Source organism: Nocardia sp. NBC_01009 (assembly GCF_045208035.1).
Taxonomy (GTDB): domain Bacteria; phylum Actinomycetota; class Actinomycetes; order Mycobacteriales; family Mycobacteriaceae; genus Nocardia.
Genome location: NZ_CP108695.1, coordinates 4,476,980 through 4,491,375 on the forward strand (window position 1 = coordinate 4,476,980; position 14,396 = coordinate 4,491,375).

6 protein-coding genes are annotated in these 14,396 nt (G+C 67.6%); all 6 read left to right on the forward strand.

The genetic code is table 11. The features are described from left to right. Positions 1-12 precede the first annotated feature (12 nt). The 6 genes from OHA42_RS20010 (at position 13) to OHA42_RS20035 (ending at position 14,366) form a co-directional block, all read left to right on the forward strand. A complete protein-coding gene (locus OHA42_RS20010) occupies positions 13-720 on the forward strand; it encodes a class II aldolase/adducin family protein (protein ID WP_406229409.1) in 708 nt (235 codons plus the stop codon). A 29-nt stretch (positions 721-749) separates the two neighbouring features. Then, entirely contained in the window at positions 750-1,697 is a 948-nt protein-coding gene (locus OHA42_RS20015; protein ID WP_406229410.1) for an ABC transporter substrate-binding protein, read from the forward strand. Between the two features lie 363 nt (positions 1,698-2,060). After that, positions 2,061-4,799, forward strand: a complete 2,739-nt coding sequence (locus OHA42_RS20020; RefSeq protein ID WP_406229411.1) for a DUF6603 domain-containing protein — start codon at positions 2,061-2,063, stop codon at positions 4,797-4,799. After that, positions 4,796-7,612 carry a hypothetical protein gene (locus OHA42_RS20025; protein ID WP_406229412.1) on the forward strand — a complete coding sequence of 939 codons (2,817 nt, stop codon included), beginning with the start codon at positions 4,796-4,798 and terminating at the stop codon, positions 7,610-7,612. The genes OHA42_RS20020 and OHA42_RS20025 overlap by 4 nt, the downstream gene beginning before the upstream one ends. 16 nt (positions 7,613-7,628) lie before the next feature. Then, on the forward strand, positions 7,629-12,737 hold the full coding sequence (locus OHA42_RS20030) for a LysM peptidoglycan-binding domain-containing protein (RefSeq protein WP_406229413.1): 5,109 nt from the start codon (positions 7,629-7,631) through the stop codon (positions 12,735-12,737). 3 nt (positions 12,738-12,740) lie between these two features. Continuing rightward, positions 12,741-14,366, forward strand: coding sequence for a hypothetical protein (locus OHA42_RS20035; RefSeq protein ID WP_406229414.1), 1,626 nt, complete (start codon positions 12,741-12,743; stop codon positions 14,364-14,366). Positions 14,367-14,396: the final 30 nt, after the last annotated feature.

Below are 14,396 nucleotides of genomic sequence, written 5' to 3' on the forward strand. Positions count from 1 at the left end.
TCAGGAGAATCCATGACCACCACCGAGTCCCGCCTTTCCGGGGCCGTCACGTCCTTTGTCGAAGCCGCGACCAGGGACGCCGAGAAGGCCTTCCGCGTCTTCCGCGAATCCGGCACCGTGACCGGCAACGGCACCGTCAACTTCGTCGAACGCGTGCCCGGCGAGGAGATCGCCGTCGCGCTCAACGAACCGGGTCCGTGGGCCGAGGACCGCACCATCGCGCCGGTCGTCACGACCTTCGACGGCGATGTGCTGTCGGGCGCCGGATCCGCGGGGTTCGTGACCGGCTACGCGAAGGTCTTCCGCACGCACCCGGAGATCACCTCCGTTGTGCACATCCACACCCCGTGGCTCGGCGGCTGGGCCCAGACCCATCGCACCCTGCCGATCCGCTACGCGGCCTCGCAGCGGCTGACGCTGTCACGGGAGATTCCGCCGCACATCGATCGCAGCGTCGGCGCGGGCGATTTCATTCTGCAGCGCCTCGTCGAGGACCCGGATCTCGTCGCCATCTTCGAGGCCAACGGCGGCGCCAACGTGATCGGCCGGGCGGGTCTGCTGGAGCTGGCGAAATTCGTCGTTCTGCTGGAGGAGGGCGCTCAGTATCAGGCGATTGCCGAAACCCTGGGCGGCTCTGCCGAATTCGATCCGTCCAACCTTGCAGTGCAGTGGAGCCGCAGCGGCCTGGCCGACGAGGCCCGTCGCCGCGGACTGATCTGACCATCCCCGTACCGATTTCAGGAGCATCCATGTCCGTCCGTGTCGGCTATTTCCCGCACAACAATTCGCTGTTCGTGCTGCGTCATCGCGGCATCCTGGAACGTCGGCTGCCCGACGTGGAATGGGTCGATCTGCGCACCTTGCCGCCATCGCAGCGCATCGACCCGAAGACCGGTCTGCCGTCGCTGCATTCGGATTGGCTGTTCACCGAGGGCGGCTACGACTTCATCGGCACCGGCTTCACCCCGCCGGTCACCGGCCTGGCCAACGGCCGCGATCTCGTCTATGTCGGCATCTCCGGCCCTCGGGTGGAGAACGGCAGGCTGGTGACCGAGGCGAACAGCGGCATCCGGACCGTGGCCGACTTGAAGGGCAAACGCGTCGGTATCGCGCACGGCTCCTGGCAGACCACCTTGCTGCTGTTCGCGCTGGACAGGGCGGGGCTGGGCTGGTCGGACATCGAGCCGATCGAGACCGACGTACGCGACGGCGGTGCGGCGCTGCTCAACGGCGATCTCGACGCGTGGGTCGGCGCCTACCCGGGGTTGACCGCCGTGGAGGCCGCCACCGAACTGCGCACCCTGATCGACACCGAGTCAGTGTTCAGCCATCCGTCACTGTGGTTCACCCGACGCGATTTCGCCGTGGACAACCGCGCCGCGCTCGAAGCGATCATCGCGGCCCTGCAGGAGTCCGACGCCTGGATCGTGGCGAACCCGCGCGAAGCCGCCGCGTACTTCGTCGACGACATCGTCACACGCGGCGACACCGCGGACCTCGACGCCTGGGAGGCCGCCCTGCGGGGCAGGCCGTTCGGTGTCAACGCCGTCACCGAGGAATTCCTCGACGAACAGCAACACGCGGCCGACCTCTTGGCAGCCAACGGGTTGCTGCCGCGCACCGTGCAGGTGCGGGCTGCGGTGCTGCCGTGGATCGGCGAGGCCGTGGAGGCGACGAAGACCGGCGCGGCCGCCTGACTCGCTGAACTGTCGAACCGCGCTGTGGCGCAGAGTAAACGCCACAGCGCGGTCCGCGCTCCGGTGGGGCCTCGGTCTCGGGGGCGCCATCATGCCCGCGGGTGCCTGCGCTCGGCCACCGGCAACGGGAATTGAGGGGTAGAGGCAGTACAGCGGTGGTCGGAGCGGTTCCCGCCGGGTGTGTGGTTACCCGTCCCGCAGTGGACCACCTGGGCCGGCGCACAGCGGTCCCGGCGGCGGGTGCGCGTACCGACTCCCGGGTCGGTGGGATTCGAGTAGTCGGTACTCGTGTTCGGTCCGCGCACTCGCCATAGCTTGGGGATGGCTGATCGGTAGCTCCGATCGGTAGGCGAGGAGGCTGCCATGGACCCCGAGGAACTGTTGGCGAAAGTCGCGACTCTGCTGTGGGGGCTGGCGGACGGGGCGGTGGCCTCGCTCGCCAATGCTCTCGACTTGCCGGTGCTCGCCGGGGAGACCGACCCCGCGCTGAGTGGCAAGTTACTCGAGGCGCTGGCGAACCTGCCCGATCAGCACAGTCTGTTGAAGTTGGTGCACGACCTGGTCGGCAACCTCAGCGACGCCGCATCACCGCTGCGTGCGCATGGCTGGAAGCGGTCCGACGGGACTCGCGGGCTCGCCTTCGTGCTCACCAAGAACGGCTCTCGTGGGGTGCTCGCGGTGTCCCCGGGCCCAGTCATCGATCTGGTCGTCACCCCGAACGCGGTACTCGACCATTCGGTGGTCGGTGCGGAGTGGGATCTGACCGTGTCGGTCCGGACCGACAACGCGTGGACCGCGACGTTCACCCCCGGCGGCGCCGCGGCGGCGCCCGCGGGCACCGTCGCCGTCACCGTCGGCAAGAAAGCACTCGCTGTGGGAGCGGGTGGACTCGGGATCTCGACGCAGCGCGTCGCGGCAACCCTGGCCGCATCCCCGGCCACCCCGGCGCACGTCGACATCAGTGTCGAAAAGTTCACGGCCAGACTGCTGCCCGCCAGCCTGGCCGGGTTGCTGGGCGGCAGCGGTGCGGAGACCTCACCGACCGATCTCACCCTGGCGATGAGCCGGACCGAAGGTCTGCGCTTCACGGAAGGCCGCGTGCGCGTCGAGCGCAGGATCAACCTTCAGCTGCCCGGCATCTCGGTGCGCACTTTCGCGGTCGCACTCGCCATGGTGGACGGGAAGTTCGTGCTCCAGCCGAGTGTGTCGGTGTTGGCGAAACCGCCCGCGCTGCCGATGAGCGCGAGCCTCGACGAGGTGGGTATCGACATTCCGATCCTCCTGCCCGACCGGATCGGCATCGGCACCGACCTCGTGGCAGACCTCCCGTCCGGCATGGGCATCGACCTGCTGCTCGGACCGGTATCCGGCGGCGGCTTCTTCAAGAGGCGCGGCGCGGACGCCTACGCGGGCGGACTCGACATCAACCTCGGCGTACTGCATGTGACCGCGTTCGGACTGCTGCAACTGCCGGGCAACAACAACAATGCGCCGCTGTCGCTACTCGTTCTACTGGGCGCCGAATTCCCTTATCCCGGTATCCAGTTGGGCTTCGGTTTCGCGATCGATGCAGTCGGCGGACTGGTCGGCATCAACCGGCGCGCCGACACCGATCATCTGCACAGACTGGTCAGCGAGGGCAATGCCGATCGAATCCTGTTTCCCGGCAATGCGATTGCCCGAGCCGATGAGATCGTCGGTGCGTTGGAATCCTGCTTCCCGGTGGCTCCTGGGCGATTCGTCGTCGGTCCGATGGTCCGGATCACCTGGGGCGGCCGCATGGTCAGTCTCGCCGTCGCGGTGATTCTCGAACTGCCGGACCCAGGTCGGATGCTGATGCTCGGGCGGCTGCTGATCGCGCTGCCAGATCCTGCGGTGCCGCTGATCCGGCTGCAGGCCAGCGTGTCCGGCCAGATCGTCCCCGCGGTGCCGTTGGTCGATTCTCTGGTCTCCCTCGCTGGGTCGTGGATCGTCGGGATTCCGGTGACCGGCGAAATCTACCTGCTCTTCCGCGGCGGCGGCGACGCGGTATTCGTGGTGTCCGCGGGCGGTTTTCACCCCAAGTACACCCGCCCGCCCGGCGTACCGCAGTTGACTCGGCTCACGATGGACCTCGGCGGCGGCGTCATCGGGCTGCGCGCGGAGTCCTACCTGGCCCTGACGTCGAACTCACTGCAATTCGGCGCGCAACTCCACCTCGACGCGACGGTCGCCGAGTGTGGGCTCGAGGGTGGGCTCGGACTCGACGCGCTGTTCGTCTGGGAGCCGACCCTGGCTTTCCAAGCGTCTGTTCACGCGAGCGTCGCGGTCCTTGCCTTCGGCGAGCGGCTGGCAGGCATCGGATTGGATTTCACGCTGGAGGGCCCTTCGCCATGGCATGCCTACGGCAAGGGCAGCATCGAGGTGTTGTTCTGGGAGGTCTCCCTGGATTTCGATGTCCGGTGGGGCGACCCGGCGCCGCTCACGCAATCGACTGACGACATCTTCGACCATGTCGCCAAAGCGGTCCGCCAACGGGACGCGTGGGCGGTGGAGCGCCCGGCCGCGCAACGCGCGGGTATCAAGTTCACCGAGACGGCGAAGAAGGAACTCGCGCAAGGTATCGTCGCGCAGCCCGATGCGTCGTTGCGGGTCAGTCAGTCGGTCGTGCCACTCGATATCGCGATCAATAGGTTCCACCGACTCGGTGTGCCCGAGCAGACCTGGCAGATCACCTCGGGCCACCTCGATGCCGGGCTGGAGCTGCCACGGACCATTCCTGTTCCCGAGCAATTCGTGCCCGGCGAGTACTTCGCGATGACCAAAGACGAACAACTCGGCCGTGGCGCGTTCGAGCAGCGGACCGGCGGATACGCGCTGTCGAACACCGCTGTCGAGCCGGGACCGGCGCATGTGATGGACGACAGGTACGAGACCGGCTACAAGGTGGAACAAGGTTGGTTCCCCGCTCCACCCAACCCGCGAATCATCCTGCGCCTGCGCGGCAACTTCCTCGCGGAGACCTTCGCGCGCACGATCACCGCCGCCGAGCGGGTGGATCGGTGGCGGCTTGCGCAGCGCCCGTTCGAGAAACTTGTTCCCAAGGTGGTGATCAACCGATGAGTCGTCGTTGGTTCGTATCGTCGGTCGAGATCGGCGCGGCCGCTGTAGCACGGTCGACGAAGAATGCGCGGCCCAGCTTCACTCCGACCGTCGACGTCCGCCGGTCGATCAAGGATCAGCCGGCCGAGCAGCCACGGACGCTGCCGGGCCCCGACCTGCAATTGCTCGGCCCCGGTGACACTGTGGGTTTCGAGCCGTCAATGGTGGTCCGGCGCGAGCCGCCGCCCGGCACGCCCGACGGCGCCGCCGACTATCTCGCGCTGATCGAATTCGCCGACGCGACGCTGCCATGGCTGTTCAGCATTCCGGAACCGGTCAAAAGGCCCTGGCTGGCGCTGCTCGTGCTGGCCGCCGAGGAAGGACGGCCGCAGCCGGGACGTCCGCTATGGTTCGTCAACGCGCCCGCGGCCGCACTGCCCGACCTCGCCGATGCCGCTTCCTGGGTGCATGTCGAGGCGCGCGTCGAAGGCGACGGACTGCCCAACGACGCCGTCGATCGGGACTATCGAACCGGGCTCGACACCGTCATCTCCCGGCTGATCTGCCCGCGGCGGCTCGAGGCAGGCAAGAATTGGATCGCGTGCGTGGTGCCGACCACGAAAGCCGGTCGTGAGGCGGGGTTGAACAAGCAGATCCCCGCCGACGGCGCGGCACAGGCTTGGTCGCCGGGGCAGCAGGGCGGGGTCTTGCTACCGGTCTATGACTGGTGGGAATTCAGCACGGGGGAGGAAGGCACCTTCGAGGACCTGGCCAGAAGGATCGAGCCGGTCGCGGCGGCGACATTGCCCGGCTTCGGGTCCCGCCCGATCGACGTGCACCAGCCGTGGCCGCACGAGCAGCCACCGGCGGGCGCACCCGCCGAGGTCACCGTGAAGGTGCAAGGCGCGCTGCGTCTTCCGGGATCGGAGACACACGACGAACAGTGGTCCGATCCCGCGAGCATGCAGCGCTACCGAGAGCTCATCAAGGAGCGGGTCGACGCGCCCGCAGGCCGCAAAGGACGGGTCGGAGTGCCCCCCGACCGTGACGAAAAGGCCGTCGCGCCACCGCTGTACGGCAGCCACCACACCGGGGATCAGACGTTGCCGCCCACCGGTTGGGTGCGCACGCTGAACACGCAGGTGCAGTTCCGTGTCGCGGCTGCGCTCGGTACGCGCTACGTCCAGTTGGAACAGGAATTCCTGATGGCACGGGCCTGGGAGCAGGTCGGCGCCATCAACGAGGCGAATCGGCTGCTCGCGGCCACCGAATTGGCCGAGCAGACCGCCACGGACGCGCAAGGCAAACACCTCGCGACGATGGCGCCCGCGCCGATGACCGGACTTGCCGACCTGCTGCGCACAAAAGTCCAAGTGGCCGATCAGGGTTCGCTCGAGCAGGTGCTCGCCGATTCGGCGGTTCCCGACGGCTCCGGATCGACCGCGTTCGTCCGGCTCACCCGCCCACACGGTGCGTTGGCACGGCGATGCGCACGTGCCGCGGGGTCCTCCGCAGGGGAAATGCCGACGGGCTCGGTCCTCACCACTGCCGCAGGCGGCACCGAGGTGGTTCCCGCCAAACCGGCGCTGTGGTTCGCCGCCATCTCCGATGCGGTCGGGCCGATGGCGGCGACGAGCGTCGCACGCGACCCGTCCTCGTTGTTCGCCGCACAGACCTTGGTCGGCCTGGTCGGCGCTCAACAGGAATCGTTCACCGCGCGTGCGGCATTCGGCGGTGCGGACGCCGCGCGGCAACTCGCCGAGGTCGGCACGTCGATGTCGGAGACGATGGCGGGCGGCGCACTCCCGGTGCCGCGTCCGATGCAGTTGCGCGGGCTGCGACGATCGGTGCTCGCCGAGAGTCTGGCGACGCAGACGCCCACCGAATTCCGGGTGAGCATGGGTATCGAGGCGATCGCGAGCAGTGTGCGGACGGTCATCCGGCCGCTGCCGCTACAGCTCGCGCGGATCAAAGAGATCATCCCGACGGCGTCGGTCGCGGGCCGCACGGACACCGATCGGAGACCGCTGCGCCAGATCATGACGCACCCCGAATTCGGATTCCCCATTGCCGCAGAGATTCTCGCTCGCTGGCCCGAGTGGGCGGTCCCAGGTATCACTACCTTCCCCGACAACAGCGCGACCCTGCTGGAAATCAACTCGGGGTTCGTCGAAGCACTGCTCGTCGGCCTGAACCAGGAGTTCAACCGGGAGCTGCGCTGGCGCGAATTCCCGACCGACGAAGCGGGAACACCGTTTTCCCGCTTCTGGCCCCCCGGCGGTGTGCAACCCCAGTACGGCGAAATCGCGCTGTGGGACCCCGACGTCCCGCTCGGTGAACACAGTGCCGAAGGTGCGAAGGATCTGCTGGTGCTGCTGGTGCGCGGCGAAGTGCTGCGGCGCTACCCCGGCGCACTGGTGCTTGCCGCGAAGTCGGTGGACAAGAAGGTCGAAAGCGACCAGGTGCAATGGCAGGAGCCGAAGTTCGTGCTGCCGGTGGACGAGCGGACGAACCTGTACTGCTTCGACCTCGACGAGCCGACCGTCCGCGCCCAGAACTGGATGTTCGTGGTGCGCGAACCGATGCGCGGCGCGCAGTTCGGATTCGATCAGTCCTCGACCAACCCGTATGAGCACTGGTACGACCTCGGCTGGCCGGAGGTGCCGCTCACCAACGGCTTTGTGAAGCGGCTCGGCGGCGGGGTGCCACCCACCCCGCTGAGCCCGGATCCCGCGACCTGGCAGAGCGCGGACCCCGCCGACTTCGCTCGAATCATCTTCCAACGGCCGTTCCAGACGGCCTTCTCGCCGAACAAGATGCTCGGCCCGGTGTGACACGACAGGAGTAGCCATGGCCAGGACTCACACGGTGGTCGCAGGCGACACACTGTTCCGGTTGGCCCAGCAGTTCTACGGCAACGGGGAGCTGTTCCCGGTCATCGCGGCAGCGAACGAAATCATCAACCCGAACCACATCGCCGTCGGCCGGACGCTGATCATTCCCGACATCATCAAGACGCACACCACCGTGGCGGGTGACACGTTGTTCGGGCTGGCGCAACGGTTCTACGGCAACGGTGAGCTCTTCCCGATCATCGCCGCGGCCAACCGGGTCCAGGACCCCGACCACATTGCGGTCGGTCAGGTGCTGGTCATCCCCGAACTCACCGGACAGCGCCACTCACCGGTGATCCCCGGGACTGCGAGGACCCACATTGTCGTTGCCGGCGACACGTTGTTCGGGCTGGCGCAACGCCTCTACGGCAACGGTGAGCTGTTCCCGGTCATCGCCGCCGCCAACGCAATCGCCGACCCCAAGAAACTCGCCATCGGGCGACGGCTGATCATTCCACCCGTCACCAAGACCTACCGTGTCGTCAAGGACGACACGCTGTTCGGGCTGGCGCAGCGCTTCTACGGCAAGGGTGAGCTGTTTCCGATCATCGCGGTCGCCAACGCCATCCCGAATCCCAATCTGATCTTCCCCGGCCAACTGCTGATCATTCCCGACATCGGCACCGGTCCGGTCACTCCCGACGTCAGCCCGTTCATGCTGCGCCGCACCCTGGATATGGTCCGGCTCGAGCACGACAACAAGTTGGCGCTGGCCGACGACAAGGAATTCGAGCTCGGCCGGGTACGGGCCTGGGTGGCCAGCAATCCACCCCCCACCGAGGTACCGCACGGCAATACGCCACAGACGGTACTGAAGCCGGTGGAGCAGGCGCAGGCGGCACGGCGCGCGGAACTGGACCAGTTGCGCGCCAGGCTCGACGAGACCACCGAAAACCTTGCCGCAGCGCTTGATTCGGGTGCACCGCTGTTCGGTGCGCACAGCGCAGAGCCGATCGCGTTGCTGCCCGTGCGTATCGAGACGAAATGGACCGCCGACAAACGCAGCATCAAGGTGCGCGTCTACCCCGACGATATCCACATCGATGGCTTCGACCCCGCACTCACCCCCGCCGAATTCGCCGCGGCGCGCAAGTACTGGCAGAACCCGGGGGACGAAGCCTGGCATACCCTGCTCGAGACCCTCAGCCCGAATCGCGCCGCCTGGGCGACCAGGGTGTCGCGTCCCGGTGTGCCCGACCCTGCACTGCGTGATCCACGGAAGCGACGCGCCCCCGAGGTGACCACCATGCCCGCGCATTGGCGCTTCCTGGGCTTGGTCGGCGGCCTGGTGGTGGTCGACGAAGTCGGCGCCGACATCCCCGACCCCTTGCCACTGGGCTTCCTCTCCGCCGACGAAGCCGCACCCGATCGTCGGCATGCCAGCTGGGCCATCGATTTCGAAGACGCAGTGCACGAGGGCATGGCCACCGTGCTGAGGTTGCCCGCCGAGGTGGACCATCTCGACGAACTCTTCGTCATCGGCGTGAGCCAACGCGCGCCTGCCGAGGCTGCCGACCGGTTGCGCACGACGCTGCACGGTCACGCGTACACCGACGGCCTCGCCTTCCTCGCACCGGGTACACCGACCAACAACACGCCGCAGAGCCGAACCTCGTGGTCGTCACGTCCCGATGGGACGCCGCCGGGCCCGACGCCCCCACGCGAGCCAGACATCGCTGCGCGCACGCACCGGGTGGTGGCGAACGACACGTTGTTCAAGCTGGCGAAACGCTTCTACGGCGACGGCGAATTGTTCCCGATCATCGCCGCTGCCAACAAGATCCCCGATCCCGATGTCATCGACGACGGCCAGCTGCTGGTGATTCCCGCCAAACCCGGTGAACCCGAACCGAACCCGACCGATGCCGACCGGATGGCCCGTGCGCTCGGACTCACCGACGCGGGATTCCTCACCGAATGCCAAGGCGCCGAGCACACCGGTGACGCCGCGGCAGAGACTTTGGCGATCCTGGCCTGGTGGGGTCTCGCGTTCAAGATGGTCGAAGACCAAGGGCTGTTCGGCACGCCGGAAGAGGTGTCGCGACTCGGACTCTGGCTGACCATCAGAGATCACATGGCCGAATTCGTCCGCAGTCGCGGACCTTTGCCGACCATCCGGGTCGGACGGCAACCCTACGGTGTGCTTCCGGTGTCGACGGTCGACGAGTGGACGAGCGACCGGCCCGGCGACGCGGCCTCGCTGATGCTGCCCTGGCTGTTGCGGCTACGGCATCACTGGCGTGCCGCGCTGGTCTCCGGCTGGATTCCGCGAGTGACCGACGGCCTGCCTGCCGACCAGGTCGCGGCCGACATCCTGTGCCGTCTCCCGGTGGCGAACGATCTGGTGATCCGCCGCGTACTGTCCCCGAACGGTGGTCGGGAGAAGTTCGACAAGCTGAGTCTGCGTTCCCCCGGGCCCGCCGTGGCTGTCGGCGGCATTCTTTCCGGACTGCGCTGGGCACAGCCCACCGAGGATGTCAGCAATCTCGCATGGGTGTCCGATTCCAAGCCGCCGGATTACGCCAAGGTCGCCGAGCGCCTCGCGCCCAACGCGGCGAAATACCCCGAGCTGTTCGCGAACAGCCGCGAACAGTTGCACGACGCCATCGACGTGCTGACCGACCGAATCACCCACGAGCAGTACCTCGAGCGGTGGCCGATAACCATCGACGGCGTCGCACCCGATCGGCGGGCGACGATCTTCGGCACGGTCGGTTTCGCCGATGATTCCGGATCGCCGACCGACTTCCTCCCTTGGCTGGTCAGCAGCGGCAGCGACGCACCCTTCGGTCAGGAAGGACCCGATCTCGCGAAGTCGGCACTGTTGATACCCGCGACTGTGGACCGGCTGTTGTCGCAGCTGATCATGGCCCCCCTTACGCCGAAGGCTGAACTCGACGCGATCCGCGAGTTCGGCCGCCAGGGCCTGCCCGCCGCAGGCAAACTGCTCGCGGGTTTGGAGGCGCTGTCCCGGGTCGCGCCGCAGGACTTTCTGCCGCTGTTGTTCGAATTGTTCGACGTCACCGCACACCGCCTCGACGCCTGGGTTACCTCGTTGGCTACGCAGCGGCTCAGCCGAACACGTGCCGAGGGTGGGTCCGGGATACGTCTCGGTGGATACGGCTGGGTGGAGAATCTACGTCCGGGCACGGTACAGGAGTCCGACGGCTATATCCATGCGCCGTCGCTGCATCACGCGGCGACGGCTGCGGTCCTGCGCTCGGGATTCACTTCTCACAAGGGCGATTCCACGCTCGCCGTCGACCTGACGTCACGACGGGCGCGCGTTGCCCGTTGGCTGCTCGGCGGAGTGCGGCGCGGCCAGACCCTCGGCGCCCTGCTCGGGCACCGATTCGAGCGGGCGCTGCACGATGCGAACCTCGATACCCAGAAACCGCGCTATCGCACGGTGTTTCCGACACCGGTGGTGCCGGAACCCGCGGATGGCAACCCGCCGCCCGATCTCTGGAAGCGCAGTTCCGAAGCCATCGCCGCGGCGAATGTCGTCGACGGTATGCAGTTGGCCCGTGCGCACGCCCAAGGGGCGGTGCCCGCCCTACTGACCGAGCACGGATTTCTGTTCGAGCACGGCGAGAAGGTCAAGCCCATCCTCGACGATCTGGTCGACGCCCTCGACGCTGTCGGTGACCTGCTGCTCGCCGAGAGCGTGCATCAGCTCGTCGGCGGCAACCCCATGCGCGCCGGGCTTGCCGCCGACACCCTCGGGCGCGGCGAGGACGTGCCCGACCGGTTCGACGTGCTGCGCACCCCACATCGTGGACGCGCGGTGACCCATCGGCTCGTAACGGTGCTGCCGCCTGATCCGCCGCGCGAGCCCGGCTGGGGCACAGACGCTTTCGCCGAGCTGGAGCCACGGGTCGAGGGTTGGGTGTCGGGCCTGCTCGGGCCGGCCGCACGGTGGAAGCTGTCCGGAAAGCTGACCCTGGGAGAGCAGTCGCAGCCGTTCACGACCACCGCCGACGCACTCGGGCTCAGCGCACTCGGATTCGTGCTCGATGTCGCTGTCAGCGGGCAGCGCCGGATCACCGCAGGGCTTGCGCAGCAGCACGGAATCCCCGGCGCGGCAGCCGAATTCGACGACGCTTTCGTCGAGTTGCGTGCCGTCACCGATCGGATCAACCGATTGCTCGGCGGTGCGTCCGCCCTGCTGCCGAGGCATATCGTCGGTGAGCAGGCAAAGGTCCGGGAACCGGATCTGGCCGAGGTGCGCGATCGGGTCGCCCGCTTCCTCACCGCCGTCGACACCGTCGAGCAGCGCAGTGCACTCGGCATCGAGGCGCAACTGCCGCAACGACTCGTCGCATTGTCCAGGGACGCAACCACTCCCGGCTGGCTCACTGCGGTGACGCTCGCGCTGGCCGACTTCCTTGGCACCAACATTCCGCTCACCGCCGAGCTTTCCGGGCTGGCACTGCCGCAGCCTGCGGCAACGGGATCCACTGTGGCGGACTGGGTTCTGCGCTTCGCCGCGATTCGCCCGACCACCCGCACCTGGCACGAGACCCTGCTGCTGGCCGGTGTGCGGGCCGGGCGACCATGCCCGCTTGCCGCGTCTCAGCTGCCCGGCGACGGCGCCTGGATCGGCGGCAGGTTCGACCCGTTGCAGCGCCCGCCCGCCCGGCAGCACCTGGTTCGGCACACCCCCTTCGACCTGCCGGCCGGGCAGCCGCTGACCGGCATGGTGTTCGACGAATGGGTGGAGGTGCTACCCGGCTCGGATGCACTGGCGGCCACCAAGGTCGGCCCCGACGCGGTGCCGGTGGAATCGGAGTTGACCGGAGTGTCGTTCCACTTCGACCGACCGGATGCCAAAGCACCACAGGCGATCCTGCTCGCGGTACCACCCGACCCGAAACGCGGCTGGACCGCCGACGGTCTGGCCCTCGTCGTTCGTGACACGCTCGAGCTGGCCAAGCTGCGCGCCGTCGACATCGGCGATCTGCCGTTGCTCGACGACATTCTGCCCGCCGTGCGCGTCGACGGACTCGGGCAGCTGCACGGATCGATGATCAGCGAATTCTGGCGCACCCTGGCGGAGGAGTGAACGATGCCGCGAAAAATGGTCGATATCCTCGGGAACCCGAAGTTCCGTCTCGACGATCGCTACCGGCTCGAGCCGTTGCCGCGCAGCAATGAGGTCGCTTCCGGCCTCACCGCCCGCGTGCACGACCCCGCCTGGGCGTTGACGAGGCAATGGCAGTTCGGCGAATTCGCCGGACAGGACGCCGGATCCCCGGTGCTGGTGGAACTGTCCGGGCACAGCACTGCCATCTCCGCGTGGCGGCCAGCGGGCCGTACGGGGGAGCTGGCGGTCGACCGCTCCTGGGTGCCCTATGACCCGAAATCGGGTCCCCTGGACGGGATGGTCGAATCCGAGGACATCGCGGCCCCCGACGAGCTGACCAGAATCGAAGGCGGCGCGCATTTCCTGCGGATGCTCGACGAGAAGGGGCTACGGGCACGCACGCCGGATGTGCTCGCCGCCTACGGTTTCGAACATCCCCCGACCGGCCCGTCGAACTTGGTGACAATACTCGCGCCGAAAGTGCCCGACGCCGAACGGCTGGTGGCCGATTTCACCGACGGCGCGCCCGGCGTCGCGGGGCTCGGTTCCGTCCCCGCCGACTGGCTGACCTGGTGGCGCGGCCTGTTCCCCGCCGAAGCGCCGGACACCTTCGACCCGCACCGCTTCGAACATCGCGTCGATATGTCCTTCGGCGACAAGGTCTTCCACTCCGAGGAGTACCTCGGCGACGGTCTGGACTGGTTCACCGTCGACCTCGATCCGACCGCGACACCCGCGCCGACGACACCGGCCGCGGTGCACATGTTCACCAGGGAGGCGATCCCCTCGACCGTCCGATACGGCGGCATTCCCGCGGACCGGTTCTGGGAGATGGAAGACGCGCAGATCGATCTCGGCTCGACCGACGTCGAGAAGCTCGACACCGGCAGGCTGCTGTTGATCGCGTTCGCGGAGGTGTACGGCAACGACCGGTTCCTGCTTCCGCTGGAGGTGCCCGCAGGCTCGCTCACCGTGCTGGACAAACTCGTCGTTTCGGATTCGTTCGGCGGCAAACACGAAATCACCCGTGCCGGAACCGAAAACGAGGGCTGGAATCTGTTCACGGTCACCGGCACCGACGACGGTTTGCTTGTCATGCCATCAGAACGCGGCGCGGTCGGCGAGCCATTGGAGACCGTCGCGCTGTTGCGCGACGAACTCGCCAACCTCGCGTGGGCGGTCGAGAAGTCCTTCACCGACCTGCAGGGCGACCGTGTCGACCGCCGTGAACGGTGGCTGCGGATCGCGCCGGAGAGCCCGCCGCCGCGTGACATCGGTTCTTACGCGGTGCAAACCATCGTCCCGGACTATTGGCTGCCGCTGGTCCCGCATGCCGTGACCCTCGACCAGATCCGTTTCGCGCTGGTGCCACTACAGCAGCCGGGGTTCACTTCCGAGCCGCACGGCAGGCTGCTGCACACCGATGACTGGGTGCACGAAGAGGAGGTCCCGCGCGACGGCGCACTGGTGACTCGCCGCCCGGTACTGGCTCGCTGGTTCGACGGTTCCTGGCACTCCTGGGTCCGCAGACAGAAGAACCCCGGTAGCGGTGAAGGCTCCAGCGGGCTGCACTTCGATATCGTCCGGCCATCGGAGCCGTGGCCGTGAGCCGGCGGCGGGTGTCACAGTTGCCGAGCC

What these genes read in the sequence shown, in the direction of transcription:
- OHA42_RS20010 (WP_406229409.1), top strand. Translation starts at nt 13, where the DNA reads ATGACCACCACCGAGTCCCGCCTTTCCGGGGCCGTCACGTCCTTTGTC.
- OHA42_RS20015 (WP_406229410.1), top strand. Translation starts at nt 750, where the DNA reads ATGTCCGTCCGTGTCGGCTATTTCCCGCACAACAATTCGCTGTTCGTG.
- OHA42_RS20020 (WP_406229411.1), top strand. Translation starts at nt 2,061, where the DNA reads ATGGACCCCGAGGAACTGTTGGCGAAAGTCGCGACTCTGCTGTGGGGG.
- OHA42_RS20025 (WP_406229412.1), top strand. Translation starts at nt 4,796, where the DNA reads ATGAGTCGTCGTTGGTTCGTATCGTCGGTCGAGATCGGCGCGGCCGCT.
- OHA42_RS20030 (WP_406229413.1), top strand. Translation starts at nt 7,629, where the DNA reads ATGGCCAGGACTCACACGGTGGTCGCAGGCGACACACTGTTCCGGTTG.
- OHA42_RS20035 (WP_406229414.1), top strand. Translation starts at nt 12,741, where the DNA reads ATGCCGCGAAAAATGGTCGATATCCTCGGGAACCCGAAGTTCCGTCTC.